The sequence below is a fragment of the Skermanella sp. genome, assembly GCF_059503625.1.
Genome location: NZ_JCACHA010000597.1, coordinates 1 through 17,976, shown reverse-complemented (window position 1 = coordinate 17,976; position 17,976 = coordinate 1). Strand labels below are relative to the sequence as shown.

At 66.6% G+C, this 17,976-nt stretch carries 15 protein-coding genes; all 15 read left to right on the top strand.

Annotated features, from left to right (window positions below; translation table 11 throughout):
- Positions 1–819: ABC transporter permease (locus AC5JJ6_RS15820; RefSeq protein ID WP_496042978.1), on the top strand; the 819-nt coding region annotated here is incomplete at its 5' end.
- Positions 820–822: 3 nt separating this feature from the next.
- Positions 823–1,743, top strand: coding sequence for an ABC transporter permease (locus tag AC5JJ6_RS15815; RefSeq protein WP_496042977.1), 921 nt, complete (start codon positions 823–825; stop codon positions 1,741–1,743).
- 58 nt (positions 1,744–1,801) lie between these two features.
- Complete coding sequence (locus tag AC5JJ6_RS15810) at positions 1,802–3,439, top strand: ABC transporter substrate-binding protein (protein WP_496042976.1); 1,638 nt, start codon at positions 1,802–1,804, stop codon at positions 3,437–3,439.
- Positions 3,429–4,400 carry an acetamidase/formamidase family protein gene (locus AC5JJ6_RS15805; protein ID WP_496042975.1) on the top strand — a complete coding sequence of 324 codons (972 nt, stop codon included), beginning with the start codon at positions 3,429–3,431 and terminating at the stop codon, positions 4,398–4,400. The genes AC5JJ6_RS15810 and AC5JJ6_RS15805 overlap by 11 nt, the downstream gene beginning before the upstream one ends.
- Positions 4,307–5,368: an ABC transporter ATP-binding protein gene (locus AC5JJ6_RS15800; protein WP_496042974.1), complete on the top strand. Its 1,062-nt coding sequence runs from the start codon at positions 4,307–4,309 to the stop codon at positions 5,366–5,368. Before AC5JJ6_RS15805 ends, AC5JJ6_RS15800 begins: the two co-directional genes overlap by 94 nt.
- Positions 5,365–6,357, top strand: a complete 993-nt coding sequence (locus AC5JJ6_RS15795) for an ABC transporter ATP-binding protein (protein WP_496042973.1) — start codon at positions 5,365–5,367, stop codon at positions 6,355–6,357. The genes AC5JJ6_RS15800 and AC5JJ6_RS15795 overlap by 4 nt, the downstream gene beginning before the upstream one ends.
- Positions 6,358–6,591: 234 nt before the next feature.
- Positions 6,592–7,911 carry an NAD(P)/FAD-dependent oxidoreductase gene (locus AC5JJ6_RS15790; RefSeq protein ID WP_496042972.1) on the top strand — a complete coding sequence of 440 codons (1,320 nt, stop codon included), beginning with the start codon at positions 6,592–6,594 and terminating at the stop codon, positions 7,909–7,911.
- 94 nt (positions 7,912–8,005) lie between these two features.
- On the top strand, positions 8,006–8,548 hold the full coding sequence (locus AC5JJ6_RS15785) for a MarR family winged helix-turn-helix transcriptional regulator (protein WP_496042971.1): 543 nt from the start codon (positions 8,006–8,008) through the stop codon (positions 8,546–8,548).
- A 37-nt stretch (positions 8,549–8,585) separates the two neighbouring features.
- On the top strand, positions 8,586–9,917 hold the full coding sequence (locus AC5JJ6_RS15780) for an NAD(P)/FAD-dependent oxidoreductase (RefSeq protein ID WP_496042970.1): 1,332 nt from the start codon (positions 8,586–8,588) through the stop codon (positions 9,915–9,917).
- Between the two features lie 63 nt (positions 9,918–9,980).
- On the top strand, positions 9,981–11,669 hold the full coding sequence (locus AC5JJ6_RS15775; protein WP_496042969.1) for a peptide ABC transporter substrate-binding protein: 1,689 nt from the start codon (positions 9,981–9,983) through the stop codon (positions 11,667–11,669).
- 308 nt (positions 11,670–11,977) lie between these two features.
- Positions 11,978–12,928, top strand: coding sequence for an ABC transporter permease (locus AC5JJ6_RS15770; RefSeq protein WP_496042968.1), 951 nt, complete (start codon positions 11,978–11,980; stop codon positions 12,926–12,928).
- A 19-nt stretch (positions 12,929–12,947) separates the two neighbouring features.
- Positions 12,948–13,853, top strand: a complete 906-nt coding sequence (locus AC5JJ6_RS15765) for an ABC transporter permease (protein ID WP_496042967.1) — start codon at positions 12,948–12,950, stop codon at positions 13,851–13,853.
- Positions 13,853–14,884, top strand: a complete 1,032-nt coding sequence (locus AC5JJ6_RS15760; protein ID WP_496042966.1) for an ABC transporter ATP-binding protein — start codon at positions 13,853–13,855, stop codon at positions 14,882–14,884. Before AC5JJ6_RS15765 ends, AC5JJ6_RS15760 begins: the two co-directional genes overlap by 1 nt.
- Before the next feature lie 5 nt (positions 14,885–14,889).
- On the top strand, positions 14,890–15,909 hold the full coding sequence (locus tag AC5JJ6_RS15755) for an ABC transporter ATP-binding protein (protein ID WP_496042965.1): 1,020 nt from the start codon (positions 14,890–14,892) through the stop codon (positions 15,907–15,909).
- Between the two features lie 103 nt (positions 15,910–16,012).
- Positions 16,013–17,976, top strand: a 1,964-nt coding sequence (locus AC5JJ6_RS15750; protein ID WP_496042964.1) for a hydantoinase/oxoprolinase family protein, incomplete at its 3' end; no start/stop codon positions are given.

Genomic DNA, 17,976 nt, shown 5'->3' with positions numbered 1-17,976 from the left:
AACCGCATCGCCCTGTTCGGGCTGGTGCTGATCGCCGTCATCGTCGGGGCCGCCCTGTTCGCACCCTGGCTGGCGCCCTATCCGCCGAACGAGCAGTTCTTCGAAGGGCTGACGCTGGAAGGGGCGCCGCTGCCGCCCAACGCCGAGTTCTGGCTGGGGACCGACCAACTCGGCCGCGATTTGCTGTCCCGCCTGATCTATGGCGCCCGCACCTCGCTCGTGGTCGGCGTGCTGGCTAACGGCGTCGCCGTGCTGCTGGGTACGGTGCTGGGCGTCACGGCGGGCTATGCGCGGGGCGTGGTCGGGTCGGTCATCATGCGGTTCACCGACCTGATGATGGCGTTCCCGGCGCTGCTGCTGGCGATAGCGCTGGCGGCGATCTTCCAGCCGTCGCTGCTGATCGTGGCGCTGGTCATCGCCATGGTGAACTGGGTCCAGATCGCCCGCGTCGTCTATACCGAGACCACGGCGCTGGCCGAGCGCGACTATATCGAGGCCTGCCGGGCGCTGGGCGCCAACTGGCCGCGCATCCTGTTCCGCCATATCGTGCCGCATCTGGTGCCGACCGTGCTGGTCTACGCCACGCTGGGCATCGCCACCACCGTCCTGCTGGAAGCGACGCTGTCGTTCCTCGGCATCGGCGTCCGGCCGCCGGAGCCGTCCTGGGGCAACATCATCTACGAGAACCAGACCTATTTCGCGACGGCGCCCTGGCTGGTCTTCATCCCCGGCGCCGCGATCCTGCTGCTGGCGCTGGCGTTCAACCTTGTCGGCGATGGCTTGCGCGACGCGCTCGACCCGACCCAGCAGGGGCGGTGAGCGATGGCGGCTTATCTAGTGCGGCGGATCGTCCAGGCGGTGCTGATCCTGCTCGGCGTCACCTTGGTCACGTTCGTCCTGCTCTATCTTCTGCCGGCCGATCCGGCCCGTCAGATCGCGGGACGCTCGGCGACGGCCGCGACCGTGCAGTCGATCCGCCAGCAGCTCGGCCTCGACCTGCCGCTGTGGCAGCAATACCTGCGCTACCTGGGCAATCTGGTCCAGGGCGACATGGGCCGGTCCTACATCCAGCGGACGGGAGTGGCGCCGCTCGTCTGGAGCCGGCTGCCCGCCACGTTGCTGCTGATGGCCGGCGCCATCGTGTGCGAGCTGGTCATTGGCCTGGGAGCCGGCATCCTGGCGGCGGTCCGGCGCGGCAAGCCCGCCGATACGACCGTCATGGTGGCGTCGTTCCTGGGGGTTTCCGCACCCCAGTTCGTCGTCGGCATCCTGCTGCTCTACGTCTTCGCGGTCCAGCTCCAGTGGTTCCCGATCGGCGGCTACGGCACCTTCGCCCATCTGGTCCTGCCGGCCCTGACCCTGGGCATCCTGGGCGGCGGCTGGTACAGCAGGATGACCCGCAGTTCCATGGTCGATGTCCTGCGCCAGGACTATATCCGCACCGCCCGCGCCAAGGGAGCGGGCGAGCGCCGGATCGTCTTCATTCATGCTTTGCGGAACGCGGTGCTGCCGCTGATCGCCATGATCGGCCTGGACATCGGCATCTTCATGAGCGGCGCCGTGGTCGTGGAATCGGTGTTCGGCTGGCCGGGCATCGGCCAGCTGACCTGGCAGGCGATCCAGCAGGTCGATATCCCCGTAATCATGGGCGTCACGCTGACGGCGGCGGTCTTCATCGTGCTGGGCAACCTGCTGGCCGACCTGATAGCGCCACTCGCCGATCCGCGCATCAAGTTTCGATGAAAGTCGGTATCCAAGCGAACAACGAACAAGACAAACGGTGACAGGAGGCTTTCCGAACATGCGTACCCTGATGCTTTCAACCGCCCTCGCGGCGGCGCTGCTGTCCGCCACGGCGCTGACTCCCGCCATCACCGCTGCCGACGCCGCCGAGATCAAGAACGGCGGCACCATGGTCGTGACCTACAAGGACGACATCGCGACCCTGGACCCGGCGATCGGCTACGACTGGCAGAACTGGTCGATCATCAAGTCGCTGTTCGACGGGCTGATGGATTACGAACCCGGCACCACCACCCTCCGCCCCAATCTGGCGGAGAGCTACCAGATGTCGCCGGACGGCATGACCTACACCTTCAAGCTCCGGCCCGGCGTCAAGTTCCACAACGGTCGGGCGCTGACGGCCGAAGACATCAAGTACTCGATCGAGCGCGCCGTCAACCCGGCGACGCAGAGCCCCGGCGCCGGCTTCTTCGGCTCGATCAAGGGGTTCGAGGAAGCCGCCGCCGCCAACGGTACGCTGTCCGGCATCACCGTCGTCGATCCGCAGACCGTCAGGATCGAGCTGTCGCGCCCGGACGCGACCTTCCTGCACGTGATGGCGATCAATTTCTCCTTCGCCGTGCCCAAGGAGGAAGTCGAGAAGGCGGGCGCCGATTTCGGCAAGAAGCCGGTCGGTACCGGCGCCTTCAAGATGTCGGAATGGGTCTTGGGCCAGCGGCTGGTGCTGGAGCGCAATCCCGATTTCCACGAGAAGGGCCTGCCTCATCTGGACCAGATCACCTTCGAGATCGGTCAGGAGCCGACGGTGGCCCTGCTGCGCCTGGAGCGCGGCGAGGTCGACGTGCTGGGCGACCCGATCCCGCCGGCCCGCTTCCTGGAGGTCAAGAACAACCCCGCCAACAAGGACCTGATCGCAGTCGGGACCCAGCTCCATACCGGCTACGTCACCCTGAACGTGACCATGAAGCCGTTCGACGACGTCAAGGTCAGGCAGGCCGTCAACATGGCGATCAACAAGGACCGGATCGTCCGCATCATCAACAACCGCGCCGTGCCCGCGACCCAGCCGCTGCCGCCCTCGATGCCGGGCTACGCGCCGGACTACAAGGGCTACGCCTTCGATCAGGCCAAGGCGAAGGCGCTGCTGGCGGAAGCAGGATTCCCCAACGGGTTCGATACCGAAATCCTTGCCAACAACACCGATCCCAACCCGCGCATCGTGCAGGCGATCCAGCAGGATCTGGCCGCCGTCGGCATCCGCGCCGCCGTCAAGACGCTGGCCCAAGCCAATGTCATCGCGGCGGGGGGAGAGAAGGAGGGCGCTCCGATGATCTGGTCGGGCGGCATGGCCTGGATCGCCGACTTCCCCGATCCGTCCAACTTCTACGGCCCGATCCTGGGCTGCGCCGGCGCCGTGCCGGGCGGCTGGAACTGGTCGTGGTACTGCAACAAGGACCTGGACGCCAAGGCAGCCGAGGCCGACGCCATGGTCGATCCGGCCAAGAAGGAAGCGCGCGAGGCCGCGTGGCGCGACATCTACCTGAAGGTGATGGAAGACGCGCCCTGGGCTCCCGTCTTCAACGAACAGCGCTTCACCATGCACAGCGCCCGCATGGGCGGTCCCGACGCGATCTTCGTCGATCCCGTCCATATCCCGGTCAACTACGAACACGTGTATGCAACCGATGTCCAGTAATCACACCCCCGGCAACCATGGCCATGGCGCAGGCCATACCATCCACCGCCACTGCCACCACCACGGCTGGGACAACGGCTTCACCCCGGCGCTGACCATAGCGCCGGGCGAGACGGTCGAGTTCGAGACCGTGGACAGCTCCGGCGGCCAGCTCGGTCCCGACAGCACTCTGGCCGATCTCGCCAGGCTGGATTTCGGCAAGGTCAACCCGGTGACCGGCCCGGTCCGGATCGACGGCGCCGAGCCGGGCGACGCGCTGAAGGTGACGCTGGTCGGCTTCAAGCCGTCGGGCTGGGGCTGGACCGCCAATATTCCGGGCTTCGGCCTGCTGGCGGACCAGTTCACCGACGCGGCGCTGCACATCTGGAAATACGATGCCGCCGCCATGACGCCGGCCCTTTACGGTCCGGGGGGACGGGTGCCGCTCAAGCCGTTCACCGGCACGATCGGTCTGGCCCCTGGTGAGGCCGGCCTGCACAGCGTCGTGCCGCCGCGCCGGGTCGGCGGCAACCTGGATGTCCGCGACCTGTGCGCCGGGACCGAGCTGTACCTGCCGGTCGAGGTGGCGGGCGCCTTGTTCTCGGTCGGCGACACCCACGCGGCGCAGGGCGACGGCGAGGTCTGCGGCACCGCCATCGAGAGCCCGATGGACGTCACGCTGAAGTTCGATCTGGTCAAGGGCGCCAACCTCCGCTTCCCGCGCTTCACCACCAGCGGGCCGGTGACCCGGCACCTGGACGCGGAAGGCTACGAGGTCACGACGGGAGTCGGCCCCGATTTGATGGAAGGGGCGCGGGCCGCCGTTTCATCCATGATCGACCTGCTGACGGCCCGCCACGGCATGTCCGCCGTGGAGGCCTACATGCTGTGCAGCGTCTGCGGCGACCTGCGCGTCAGCGAGATCGTGGACATGCCGAACTGGGTGGTCAGCTTCTACTTCCCGCGCGTGGTGCTGTCCTGACGGCTCTGCTGGAAATCGAGGATCTGACCGTCAGCTTCGGCAGTTCGGGCGGCGGCAGGGTCACGGTGCTGGACGGCGTCGGGTTCACGCTCGACGCCGGCGCCGTGGTCGGTCTGGTCGGCGAATCCGGCTGCGGCAAGAGCGTCACCGCCATGTCGGTGATGCGGCTGCTGCCCAGCCCGCCCAGCCGGGTCGATCGCGGCGGCATCCGCTTCGACGGGACGGACCTGCTGTCGCTGGACGAGAACGCCATGCGCGACATGCGGGGCAACCGCATCGGCATGATCTTCCAGGAACCGATGACCAGCCTCAACCCGACCTTCACGGTCGGCTGGCAGATCGACGAGGCGCTCCGGCTTCACACCCGGCTCGGCCGGGCCGAGCGGCACGAGCGCTGCCTGGAGCTGATGCGGCTGGTCGGCATCGGCGCTGCCGAGCGCCGGCTGAAGCAGTACCCGCACGAACTGTCCGGCGGCCTGCGCCAGCGCGTCATGATCGCGATGGCGCTTGCCTGCGAGCCCCGGCTGCTGGTGGCGGATGAGCCGACGACCGCCCTGGACGTCACGATCCAGGCGCAGATCCTGGCCCTGCTGTCGGACCTGCGCGACCGGCTGGGCATGGCGATCCTGCTGATCACCCACGACCTGGGCGTGGTCGCGGAATACTGCGATCATGTCGTCGTGATGTATGCGGGTCGGGTGGTCGAGAAGGCCCCCGTGCGTCCGCTGTTCGCCAATCCCCGGCATCCCTATACGGCGGGGCTGCTCGCCTCCATCCCCAAGCTGGACAGCGAGCGGGGCATCCTGCCGACCATTCCCGGCATGGTGCCCAGTCCCGGCAACCGTCCGCCCGGCTGCCCCTTCGCCGACCGCTGTCCGAACGTGCTGCCGCGATGCCGGGTGGAGATGCCGCCGCTCGCCGGTGGCCCGGACGGCCACGCCTTCGCCTGCTGGAATCCCGTTTCATGAGTTCGACCTCCGAGCCCGACGACCTGCTTGCGGTCGAGAACCTGACCAAGCACTTCCCGATCAAGGGCGGCGGCGCGATCCATGCCGTCAACGGCGTCAGTCTGCGCCAGCGCCGGGGCGAGACGGTCGGCATCGTGGGAGAGTCCGGGTGCGGCAAATCCACCCTGGCGCGGCTGTGCCTGCGGCTGGTCGAGCCGACCTCGGGTGAGATCCGGTTCGACGGCGCCGACCTGCGCGCCCTGCCGGCCCGCGCTCTCCGTGCCAAGCGGCGCGACATGCAGATCATCTTCCAGGACCCCTACGCCTCGCTCGATCCCCGGATGAGCGTCGGCGACATCATCCGGGAGCCGCTGGACATCCACGGCATCGGCACCCGTGCCGAACGCCTGCGGGAGGTGGCGGGTCTGCTGGAAAAGGTAGGCCTGCCCCCGGACGCCGCCCGGCGCTACCCGCACGAGTTCAGCGGCGGGCAGCGCCAGCGCATCGGCATCGCGCGGGCCATAGCGCTGCGGCCGAAGCTGGTGGTCGCCGACGAGCCGGTCTCGGCCCTGGACCTGTCGATCCAGTCCCAGGTTCTCAACCTGATGGTGGCGCTGCGCGCCGAGCTTAACCTGTCCTACCTGTTCATCTCCCACGATCTCGGGGTCATCCGCTACATCAGCGACCGGGTCGCGGTGATGTATCTGGGCCGGATCGTCGAACTGGCCGACGTCGACCAGCTCTACGCCGATCCGGCGCACCCCTATACGCGGGCACTGCTGTCCGCCATCCCGCAGCCCGATCCGGAACGGCGCCGGGTCCGCGCCGTCCCGGCCGGCGATCTGCCCAATCCGGAATCGCCGCCGCCCGGCTGCCCCTTCCATCCCCGCTGCCCGAACGTGATGGACCATTGCCGGAGCGTGGTTCCGGCGGAACGGAATATCGGGACGCCCGACCGGCCGCATCTGGTGAGCTGCCACTTGTACGACCCGGCGCCGACGAACGCCTGAGCCAAATTTTGCGTTCATTGGTTAAAAAATGCTTGACGACATCCATAGTGGACGTTCACCATTATCGCATAGAGATCGAAGAAACCGGTCCTAAACTCCCAAGTCAAAACCGTACTGCGGGGCCTGAAGGCACCCTATCCGGAAGTATGCCATAGAATAAGGCCGGTTGCCTGTTTGCCGGGCAGAAGTCCTGTTCATGCGAGTTCCATCCAACCTTTAGGTCTGGAGGACGAGATGAGGATGCAGAGCGCTCCTCTCGAACCATCGCTATGGTTCGCGACGGCCAGGGAAGCTCCCGCCACATTTTCCCTTGAGGAAAGGGTGGAAGCCAGCGTCTGCGTGATCGGCGGCGGGTATACCGGCCTCTCCACCCCCCTGCACCTGGGCGAGCGCGGCGTCGATACGGTCGTGCTGGAAGCGGCGCGGATCGGGCAGGGCGGTTCCGGCCGCAACGCCGGGCACTGCACGCCGACCTTCCATTTCTACGAGATCCCGACGATCCGCAAGATGCTGGACGAGCCTTTCGCGTCCCGCCTGATCGAGCGGCAGGCCAACGGCGCCAATCTGGTCTTCGACATCATCAGGCGCTACGGCATCGACTGCGAGGGCGTCCAGACCGGCTACATCCAGGCGGCCCATGCGCCGAGCGTGCTCGGCAAGCTGGAGCGGCGCTGCCGGACCTATCAGGAGAACGGCAAGCAGACCCGGATGCTGGACCGCGACGAGACCGAACGCCTGACCGGATCGCCACGCTACTTCGGCGCGTGGTTCCATCCCGAGGGCGGCCACATCAACCCGCTGGGCTATGTCCGGGGACTGGCGCGGGCGGTGATGTCGGTCGGTGGCCGCGTCTTCACCGACTCGCCCGTGACCGCCGTCGTCAAGGAAGGTGCGCGCTGGAAGGTCGAGACGCCGACGGGTTCGGTCGTGGCCGACAAGGTCGTCTGCGGCACCGGCGCCTATACCACCGGGTTCTGGCCGGGGCTTCAGGATAGTTTCGCGACGCTGGGCGTCGCCGTGATGGCGACCCAGCCGCTTGGCGACAACCTCCGCAAGGTCATAGCGCCGGAGAACAACACCGTCGTGGACAGCCGCGGCGATACGATGATCTACAAGTACGACGGCGAAGGCCGGCTGGTGACTTCGGCCTTCGTCGAAGGCAGGCGCGGCGGCGACCTCGAATACACCAAGAACCTGATGCGGGAGAAGCTGCAATGGCTTCTGCCGCAACTGCCCGAGGTGGACTGGCAGTACTACTGGTTCGGCGCCCTCGACATGCAGCGGAAGACCATTCCCCGGCTGTTCGACCTGGCGCCCGGCGTGGTCGCGTCGCTGGGCTATTCCGACCGGGGCGTGCCGACCGGGACCATGATGGGAACGGTGCTGGCCGACTGGGCGATGGGGGTTCCGGCAAAGGACCTGGCATTGCCGCTGGAGCCGCTGGCGTCTGCGCCCTTCTACATGAAGGTGGCCCCGCGCCTGTTCCTGTCCTGGTACCGCTTCCGCGACCAGCGGATGGCGCGGCGCGACGGCATCAGTCCGCCGCCCTTTTGACGATTTAATTCTCACTGCTGAACGGTTGCCAATTCCATGCCTGACCGCCATCTAGACTTGCCGCTACCGACACTCGCGAAAGGCTGCTTCCGACATGAGCATCGGCCGGGCCAACGGGTCGCGCGTCACGCGCCGGACACCGGGAAATCCCCAGGCGCCGAAAACGATCGACTATTCCAACGTCGATTTCGACATCTTCGGCGATCTCCTGAGCTTCTATGTCCGGACTGTCAACATCCTGGTCAGCCGCGATCTGGACGAGCAGACGGAGGAACTGGCGATGGCCGGCGGCACCGGCAAGATATCGACCCTGCTGCTGGTCGGCGCCAATCCGGGCTTGCGTCCTTCCGTGCTGGCGCACTTCATCCTCAAGGACCGCTCGGCCATGGGCAAGCTGCTGGAGCAGATGGAGCGGGCCGGCTTACTGGAGCAGAAGGTGTCGTCAGCCGAACGCAGGGCGCGGGAGCTTTACCTGACGCCCAAGGGCAGGGCGCTGGCGCAACAGGTCCGCGAGGTAGCGCGGCGGCAGTCCGACGACTTCTTCTCCGTCCTGACCGACGAGGAGCAGGACTCGCTGCTGCGCATCCTGCGCAAGGTCTACGAAAGCTACGTCGACAAGGTGCCGTCTCCAGCCTGACCGGAGCCGCCGTCATTCTCATGCAGGGGAGCGTGCGATGAGCGGTCCCCAGGTAGACACGGTGGCGCCAACCGATCAGCTCCCGGATGAGGCCGAGGTGGTGATCGTCGGCGGCGGCATCATCGGCACCAGCACGGCGTTGTTTCTGGCGCAGCGCGGCGTCTCGGTGGTGCTGTGCGAGAAGGGCCATATCGCGGGCGAGCAGTCCAGCCGCAACTGGGGCTGGGTCCGGAAGACGCGGCGCGACCTGCGCGAGATCCCCCTGGTCATCGAGAGCCTGCGCCTGTGGGAGCGCATGAACGAGACGGTGGAGGCCGAAACCGGCTTCCGCACCACCGGCATCCTGTTCGCCGCCGAAACCGACGAGGACGTCGCCCGCTGCGAGACGTGGCTCGACTACGCCCGGCCCTATCAGCTCGACGCCCGGCTGATCTCAGGTGCCGAGCTGGACAGGCTGATGCCCGGCGGGTCGAAGATGTGGAAGGCTGCCCTCTACTCGGCATCCGACGGCAGGGCCGAGCCACAGAAGGCGGTGCCCGCCGTGGCGCTCGCGGCCCGGCGGGCGGGGGCGGTGATCCTGACGGATTGCGCGGTGCGCGGGGTCGAGCGGACGGGCGGGCGGATCTCCGGCGCCGTCACAGAGCGCGGCACCATCCGGTGCAAGTCGCTGGTCGTGGCGGGTGGTGCCTGGTCGCGGCGCTTCGTCAGCGATTTGGGTCTCCGGCTGCCGCAATTGAAGGTGCGGGCCAGCGTGGTCAGGACCGCTCCGCTGGACGGAGCGCCGGAGACGGCGCTGTGGTGCAAGGACGCGGCGTTCCGCAAGCGGTTGGACGGCGGCTACACCATCGCCGACGGCTTCGCCAACGTGGCCCCGATCACGCCCGATAGCTTCCGCTTCTTCAACGACTTCCTGCCGGTGATGAAGATGGACTGGGAAGCCCTCAAGCTTCGCTTGGACGGCCGCTTCGTCCAGGAATGGCGGGAGGCGGCGCCCGTGCCGCTGGACCAGATATCGCCTTATGAAAAGGTCCGGGTGCTCGACCCCGAGCCCGACAGCCGTTTCACGCGCGGCGCAATCGCCAGTCTCGCGCGCCGGTTCCCGGCCTTCAACAACGCCAGGGTCGTGCAGGAATGGGCCGGCATGATCGACGTGATGCCGGACGTGGTGCCGGTGATCTCGGCGGTGGACGAGGTGCCGGGTCTGGTGATCGCGACCGGCTTTTCCGGCCACGGCTTCGGCATCGGTCCGGGGGCGGGACGGCTGGTCGCCGACATCGTCATGGGCACCAGCCCGATCGTCGATCCGACGCCGTTCCGCTTCTCCCGCTTCACTGACGGATCGCGGCCGCAGCCGGTATCGGGGATCTGAGCGGCGGGCCGGCTCAAGGGTTCGATTAAAGGCGCTTCAACAAAAACAGGAGGGCTTCACACGATGAGCGGCAGTTCCGATGAAAACGGTACCGATAGTTTTCTCAACCCGACACGCCGCCAGTTGCTGGTGTTCGGCCTTGCTGGCGCCACGGCGGCCTGGATGGGGCCGAAGCTTGGCTGGGTTCCCGGTGCCGAAGCGGCGGGACCGCCGGCCAAGCCGACCGGTCAGGCGATCGTCGGCCTGTCGCAGGAGCCGACGGTGTTCAACCCGCTGATGCTTCACATCGAAGTGGACGAGGCTGTCTACTTCAACCTGTTCAGCGGGCTGTGGCGGGTCGATCCCAAGGGCAACTTCACTCCCGATCTGGCCGCCGAGATCCCGAGCCTGGAGAACGGCGGTATTTCCGCCGACGGCCTGACATGGCGGATCAAGCTGCGCGACGGCGTCAAATGGCACGACGGGACGCCGTTCACCGCCGAGGACGTCAAGTTCAACATCGAATTGATCAACAACCCGAATTTCCGCGCCGGCCGCCGCGCCGGGCACGAACTGGTCAAGGACATCAAGGTCGTCAGCCCGACCGAACTGACATGGCGGATGGAGAAACCCTACGCGCCCTATCAGGCGATCCTGTCCTGGACCTTCTTCGTGCCAAAGCACATCCTGGGGAAGGAAGCCGACCCCAACACCTCGTCCTTCAACAACAAGCCGATCGGAACCGGGCCTTTCAAATGGGTCGAGCGCGTCCCCGGCGACCACATCACGCTGGCGGCTAACGCCGACTACCACGGCGACGGTCCGTACCTTGAGCGGCTGGTAGTCAAGTACATCCCGGACATGACCGTGCTGTACACCCAGTTCCGTACCGGCGACATCGACTATATCGGCCTTCAGGGCATCAGCCCGGACCACTACGACGAGGCCAAGGGGCTGGCGCAGCGCGACGTGATGCCGGTGCCGCAGCCCTTCATCGAGAACATCGCCTTCAACCTGGGCCTGCCGGTCTTCCAGGACCGTGCGGTGCGCGAGGCGCTGTACTACGGCATGGACAAGCAGAGCATCATCGAAGCCATATATTACGGGCTGCCGAAGGAGTCGGAGTCCTTCCTTCCCGCCCAGTCCTGGGCCTTCAACCCCGACCTGCCCAAGCACAGCTACGATCCAGCGAAGGCGAGGAAGATCCTCGACGATGCCGGCTGGGTCGTCGGATCGGGGGGCGTGCGGGAGAAGAACGGCGTCCGGCTGGAGTTCGTCAATTCGACCACCGCCGGCAACCATGTCCGCGAACAGGCGCAGCAGTTGCTCCAGCAGAACTGGATGGAGATCGGCGCCAAGATGTCGATCAGCAACCTGCCCGCCGCCGTCATGTGGGGCGAGTACTGGATGATGTCAAAGTTCGAGACCGCCATGGTCGGCATCGGCTTCATGATCGGGCCTGATCCGGACGCCACCGACTTCTTCGCCAGCCGCTCGATCGGCGCGCAGGGCGGGGCGGGGCAGAATACGACCCAGTACGCCAGCAAGGACGTCGATGCCCTGCTTCAGGAAGGGGCCGCGACCGTCGATCAGGACAAGCGGAAGGCGGTCTATCAGAAGATGCAGGCCGTAACACGCCACGACCTGCCGTACTTGCCGATCTTCCAGTACGCGATGGTCTCCGGCACCAAGACGGGTCTGGCCGGCTTCACGCCCAACGTGAACGTCCAGGAGAACTGCTGGAACGCCAATACCTGGTATTGGGCGGGCTGACGTTCGGAGAACTTCTGAAATCAACGTTCCGGTAGGTCTGCCACTCTACTCGTCGTCATTCGTCATACCAAGACTTGATCTTGGTATCTCCTGGCGAAGACTTGACGGTTGCCATGAGGCTTTGCATTGACGTCTTCATGAGCGCCGACGCTGGGAGATACCAAGATCAAGTCTTGGTATGACGGACTTTTCAAGTCCGGGTTTGACGAGACGCGAGTCATAGGCAACGGGATCGTTCAGAAGTTCCGAAGACCAGCTTCGATCGCTTGTGAAATAGGCCCCGACATTTTCAAATGGAGGCCGCAGACGTGGCAAGATTCATTTTCGGCCGCGTGGTCCAGAGCCTGATCCTGCTCTGGCTCGTGTCCATGATCGGCTTCGGGGTGCTGCATCTGGCGCCCGGCGGGCCGCTGGCCCAGTTCGCGCTGGTGCCGGGCATGTCGCAGGCCGATATCGCGCGGATCGCGGCTCAGATGGGCCTGGACCGCCCCCTGCCCATCCAATACTGGGAATGGTTCACCCGCCTGCTGCTGGGCGACTGGGGCAATTCGTACCGCGACAGCCAGCCGGTGCTGGCGGTGATCGGCTCCCGCCTTGGGGCGACGCTGCAACTGATGGTCACGGCGACGCTGATCGCCATCGTGCTCGGCGTCTGGATCGGCGTGATGGGTGCCATCCGGCGCTACTCGGTCTTCGACTATCTGGGCACCATCGGCGCGATGATCGCGCTGTCGATCCCGACCTTCTGGTTCGGGCTGGTGATGATCTACCTCTTCTCGGTCAAGCTGGGCTGGCTGCCGTCGGGCAACCGCTCCACCGTCGGCGACGGCTCGTTCCTGGACTACGCGTATCACCTGATAGCGCCGTCGATCGTGCTGGCCCTGGTCGAGGTCGCGGTGTGGAGCCGCTACATGCGCTCCTCCATGCTGGACGTGATCAACCAGGACTTCATCCGCACCGCCAGGGCCAAGGGCCTGCCGGAGCGGGTCGTCCTGTTCCACCACACGATGCGGAACGCCCTGCTGCCGATGATCACGCTGGCCGGGCTGGAACTGCCGGTGCTGCTGAGCGGCGCCCTGGTGACCGAGACCGTCTTCACATGGCCCGGAATGGGCCGGCTGTTCCTGGATTCGCTGGGCTACCGCGACTACCCGGTGGTGATGGGCATCTTGATGTTCTCGGCCGTGCTGGTGCTGGTCGGCAACCTGCTGGCCGACTGCTTCTGCGCGCTCGCCGATCCGCGCATCCGGCTGGATTGACCATGGAGGAAAATAAGCGATGATGGTCAAGGCCGTCGACTACCTCGAGGAAGACCCCGTTTTGACGGCGGTCAAGCAGCCGCGCTCGGCCAACCGGGCGTGGCAGCGGTTCCGGCGTCACCGGCTCGCCATGTTCGGCGTCTTCATGATCGTGCTGCTGGTGCTGGCGACGGCGGTCGGACCGCACCTGATCCCGTTCGACGACCTGTTCATCGACATCCGGAACCGCTTCGCGCCGCCGCTTACCGGCGCCCATGTGCTGGGCACCGACCCGCTCGGCCGCGATCTCGCGGCGCGGCTGCTGATGGCGGGGCGAATCTCGCTGACCGTGGGCTTCGCGGCGATGGTGATCAGCACGATCATCGGAACGGTGATCGGCGTGGTGGCCGGGTTCTACGGTCGGATCGTCGGCACCGTGCTGATGCGGTTCGTCGATGCCATCCTGTGCTTCCCCACGATCTTCCTGGTGCTGGCGCTGGCGGCCCTGATCAAGCCCAGCGTCGTGACGATCACGCTGATCATCGCGGCGACCGGCTGGATGGAAGTCGCCCGCGTGGTCGAAAGCCAGATCCGCACCCTGCGGGAGCGCGACTTCGCGACCGCCGCCCTGATGATGGGAGCGTCCGACCGCTACATCATGTTCCGCGAGCTGATCCCCAATGCCATCGGCCCGATCGTGGTGGCGGCGACCCTGTGCATCGCCCGCGCGATCCTGATGGAAGCCTATGTCAGCTTCCTCGGCTACGGCATCCAGCCGCCGGCTGCCAGCTGGGGCAACATGCTGAACAACGCCCAGCAATATCTGGGCTCGGCACCATGGCTGGCGATCTTCCCCGGTCTGATGATCACGCTGGCCGTGACCAGCTTCAACTTCATCGGCGACGGCCTGCGCGACGCGCTTGACGCCCGCCTGGATGTTTCGTGATGGCCGCTGACATGGATGCCTCGTCCGTTCTGGATGTCCGGAACCTCGCCGTCTCCTTCAGGACCGACCGGGGAGAGGTACCGGCCGTCCACGACGTCTCGTTCACGGTCAAGCCGGGGGAAACGCTGGCGCTGGTCGGGGAATCCGGCTCCGGGAAAAGCGTCACCAGCCTCGCCGTCATGCGCCTGACGCCGCCGGCGCCGCAGGCGAGCCTCACCGGGTCGATCCTGTTCCGGGGACGCGACGGAACGGTGCGGGATCTGGCGGCCCTTTCCGAGCATGAGATGCAGGCGATGCGCGGCAACGAGATCTCCATGATCTTCCAGGAGCCGATGACTTCGCTCAACCCGGTCCATCGGATCGGCGACCAGATTGCCGAGGCCGTCCGGTATCACCGCAAGGTGGACCGACGGGCTGCCCTGGACCGGGCGGAGGAACTGCTGGTGCTGGTCGGTATCCCCGAGCCGCGCAAGCGCCTGAAGTCCTACCCGCATCATCTGTCGGGCGGGATGCGCCAGCGGGTGATGATCGCGATGGCGCTGGCCTGCGACCCGAGCGTGCTGATTGCCGACGAGCCGACGACCGCCCTGGACGTCACGGTCCAGGCGCAGATCCTGGAGCTTCTGAAGGAGCTTCAGGAAAGGACCGGGATGGCTGTCGTCTTCATCACCCACAACCTGGGCGTCGTGGCCGAGATCGCCGACCGGGTGATGGTCATGTATGCCGGCCGCATCGTCGAGCGCGGCGGCGTCGTGCCGCTGCTGAAACACCCGCTGATGCCCTATACCCACGGGCTGCTGCGCTCGGTTCCCCGGCTGGAACTGGCCGCTTTCGGGCAGTCAAAGCTGGAGGCGATCCGGGGCAACGTTCCCGATCCGACGCGGATGCCGCAGGGCTGCTCCTTCCACCCACGTTGCGACCACGCCGAACTGGGCCGGTGCGACCGGACGATCCCCATCCTTGAGGAGGCTGAGGCCGACCATCTGGTGCGGTGCCACCGCTGGCGCGCCATAGCCTCCGTGGAGGCCTGAAGACCATGACCATGGCGATGGACGATAAGCACGGCCCGATCCTGGATGTACGTGGATTGAGCAAGACCTATTCGGTCGGCGGCGGGCTGTTCGGCCGCAGCCACCAATCGGTCAGGGCCGTTGATGACGTTTCCTTCCAGATCCGCCGGGGCGAAGTGCTGGGGCTGGTCGGAGAATCCGGGTCGGGCAAGAGCACGCTGGGGCGGACGGTGCTTCAACTGACGGAGCCGACCTCCGGCAGCGTCCTGTTCAACGGCGTCGATCTGACCCGGCTGAACCGACGCCAGTTGAAGCCGCTGCGGTCGAAGATGCAGCTGATCTTTCAGGACCCGTTCGCTTCCCTGAACCCGCGCATGACGGTCGGCCGCATCCTGGGCGCTCCCCTCCAGATCCAGAAGTTGCGGCTGTCCAGGGCGGAGCGGGACGAGCGCGTCGTGGCGGCGCTGGGGGCGGTAGGATTGACCGAACACCACCTCGACCGCTATCCGCACGAATTCTCCGGCGGCCAGCGCCAGCGGATCGGCATCGCGCGCTCGCTGGTGATGGAGCCGGAGTTCCTGGTCGCGGACGAGCCTGTTTCGGCGCTGGACGTCTCGATCCAGGCGCAGATCGTCAACCTGCTGCTGGAGATCAAGCGCAAGCTCGACCTGACCATCCTGTTCATCACCCATGATCTGGCGGTGGTCGGCCATATCTCCGACCGGGTCGCCGTGATGTATCTGGGCCGCATCGTGGAACTGGCGGACACCCGCGCCGTCTTCTCGGCCCCGCGCCACCCCTATACCGAGGCGCTGTTCTCCGCGATCCCGACGCTGGACCCGACGGTCAAGCGAAGCCGCATCCTGCTGAAGGGCGATATCCCAAGCCCGCTCGATCCTCCCTCCGGCTGCGCCTTCCGCACCCGCTGCCGCTATGCCCTGCCGGCCTGCGCCGAAGCGGTCCCGCCACTGCGGGAAGTCGGGCAGGGCCACCTGTCGGCCTGCATCCGCGACGACCTGAACCTCGCGGCGCCGCTCGCCGCATGAGCGCCGCTCTGCCGGGATTGGCATAACTGTTATCGGAGGACAGACAGTTCCGCCTAGCCACCCCCTGCCGTTAGCATTCATCCAACGACAGGGGGTTTACAGAATGGCTTGGCGTATCGGTGTCGATTCCGGTGGTACCTTTACCGATGTCTGCTTGTTCGACGACGCGACGGAACGTGTCGAGGTCTGGAAAGTGCCCTCGACGCCGGACGATCCCTCCCGCGGGATCGCGGCGGGGGTCGAGGAAGGCATTGCCCAGGTCGGGGCCGATGCCGGGGACATCGCCTATTTCGGGCACGGCACGACGGTCGGCACCAACGCGCTGATCCAGCATCGCGGCGTCCGCACCGGCCTGATCACAACAGACGGCTTCCGCGACCTGCTTGAGATCGGCCGCCAGAAGCGGCCCGACCTCTACGATCTGCAAGCAGACAAGCCGGAAATGCTGGTCAGCCGGGAGATGCGGATCGAAGTGCCGGAGCGGGTCCGCTACGACGGCTCGGTGGAAACGCCGCTCGACGAGGAAGCGGTGCGCGCCGCAGCCCGGCAGTTGCGGGCGTCGGGCGCCAAGGCGGTCGCGGTCTCCTTCCTCTACAGCTTCGTGCGCGGCGACCACGAGGCGACCGTGCGCCGCATCGTGGAGGAGGAATTCCCCGAGGCGTTCATCTGCACTTCCCATGAAGTGGCGCCGGAGTTCCGCGAGTACGAGCGGATGTCCACCGCCGTCGTCAACGCCTATCTTGGCCCTGTCATGCACGGCTATATCGAGCGTCTGGCGAAGCGCCTGGACGAGCTGGGCGTCAAGCCGAAGCCGCACCTGACGCAGAGCAACGGCGGCGTCATCAGCTTCAAGGCCGCCGCCGAACTGCCGGTCCGCACCGTTCTGTCAGGCCCCAGCACCGGCGTCGTAGCCGCCCAGGTGATCGGCCAGGTGGCCGGTTTCCCCAACCTGATCACCTTCGACATGGGCGGCACCAGCAGCGACGTGGCCTTGCTGGCGAACGGCCAGTGCCGGCTGGCGAGCGAGGCCGTCGTCCACGGCTATCCGATCAAGGCCCCCATGCTCGACATCCACACCGTCGGCGCTGGCGGCGGCTCCATCGCCTATGTCGACAGCGGCGGTCTGCTGAAGGTCGGACCGCGCAGCGCCGGGGCCGATCCGGGACCGGTCTGCTACGGCAGGGGCAACGAGGAGCCGACCGTCACCGATGCCAACGTCGTGCTCCAGACGCTCAACCCGACGCATCTGCTGGGGGGCCGCATGGCCGTCCGCCAGGATCTGGCGAAGGCCGCCATCGGCCGGCTGGCCGAGAAGCTGGGCATGGACACGATGGCGACCGCCCAGGGCATCCTGTCCGTCGTCACCGCCAACATGGCGAAGGCGATCCGGGTCATCAGCGTCCAGCGCGGCCACGACCCGCGCGACTATACCCTGATGGCGTTCGGCGGCGCAGGTCCGCTGCACGCGGCGCGGCTGGCGCGCGAACTGGATATGACGCGCATCCTGGTGCCGCGCAATCCCGGCATCCTGTGCGCCATGGGCCTGCTGCTGACCGATCTTAGGGCCGACTTCGCGGTCACCCGCCTGACCGTGGTCGGAGCCGAGGCCGTCGGCGACATCGAAGCGGCCTTCCAGGGCCTGAGCGGGCGGGCGGAGGAATGGTTCGTCGGGGAGGCGGTGCCGGCCGCCTCCCGTCAGATCACCCGGACGGTCGACATGCGCTATGCCGGGCAGAACTACGAACTGGCGGTGGCCCTGCCCGACGGACCCGTCACCCCTGCCACGCTGGATGCCCTGGTCGAGGGCTTCGAGGCCGCGCACAAGCGGATGTACGGCTTCATCGCCGAAGGCGAGGCGATCCAGATCGTGACGTTCCGGGTCGAGGCGACCGGGCTGGTCGCCAAGGCCTCGTTCAAGCCCCGGCCCGACGCCGGTCCCGACGCGTCCGGCGCCATCATCGGCAAGCGCGACGTCTGGCTGCCCGAGGCAAACGGCATGGTGTCGTGCCCGATCTACGACCGGTCGAAGCTGGACGCCGGCAACAGGATCGTGGGTCCGGCGATCGT

Excerpts from the sequence above, each read along its gene's own strand:
- AC5JJ6_RS15815 (WP_496042977.1), top strand. The coding sequence starts at position 823 with ATGGCGGCTTATCTAGTGCGGCGGATCGTCCAGGCGGTGCTGATCCTG.
- AC5JJ6_RS15810 (WP_496042976.1), top strand. The coding sequence starts at position 1,802 with ATGCGTACCCTGATGCTTTCAACCGCCCTCGCGGCGGCGCTGCTGTCC.
- AC5JJ6_RS15805 (WP_496042975.1), top strand. The coding sequence starts at position 3,429 with ATGTCCAGTAATCACACCCCCGGCAACCATGGCCATGGCGCAGGCCAT.
- AC5JJ6_RS15795 (WP_496042973.1), top strand. The coding sequence starts at position 5,365 with ATGAGTTCGACCTCCGAGCCCGACGACCTGCTTGCGGTCGAGAACCTG.
- AC5JJ6_RS15790 (WP_496042972.1), top strand. The coding sequence starts at position 6,592 with ATGAGGATGCAGAGCGCTCCTCTCGAACCATCGCTATGGTTCGCGACG.
- AC5JJ6_RS15785 (WP_496042971.1), top strand. The coding sequence starts at position 8,006 with ATGAGCATCGGCCGGGCCAACGGGTCGCGCGTCACGCGCCGGACACCG.
- AC5JJ6_RS15780 (WP_496042970.1), top strand. The coding sequence starts at position 8,586 with ATGAGCGGTCCCCAGGTAGACACGGTGGCGCCAACCGATCAGCTCCCG.
- AC5JJ6_RS15775 (WP_496042969.1), top strand. The coding sequence starts at position 9,981 with ATGAGCGGCAGTTCCGATGAAAACGGTACCGATAGTTTTCTCAACCCG.
- AC5JJ6_RS15765 (WP_496042967.1), top strand. The coding sequence starts at position 12,948 with ATGATGGTCAAGGCCGTCGACTACCTCGAGGAAGACCCCGTTTTGACG.
- AC5JJ6_RS15760 (WP_496042966.1), top strand. The coding sequence starts at position 13,853 with ATGGCCGCTGACATGGATGCCTCGTCCGTTCTGGATGTCCGGAACCTC.
- AC5JJ6_RS15755 (WP_496042965.1), top strand. The coding sequence starts at position 14,890 with ATGACCATGGCGATGGACGATAAGCACGGCCCGATCCTGGATGTACGT.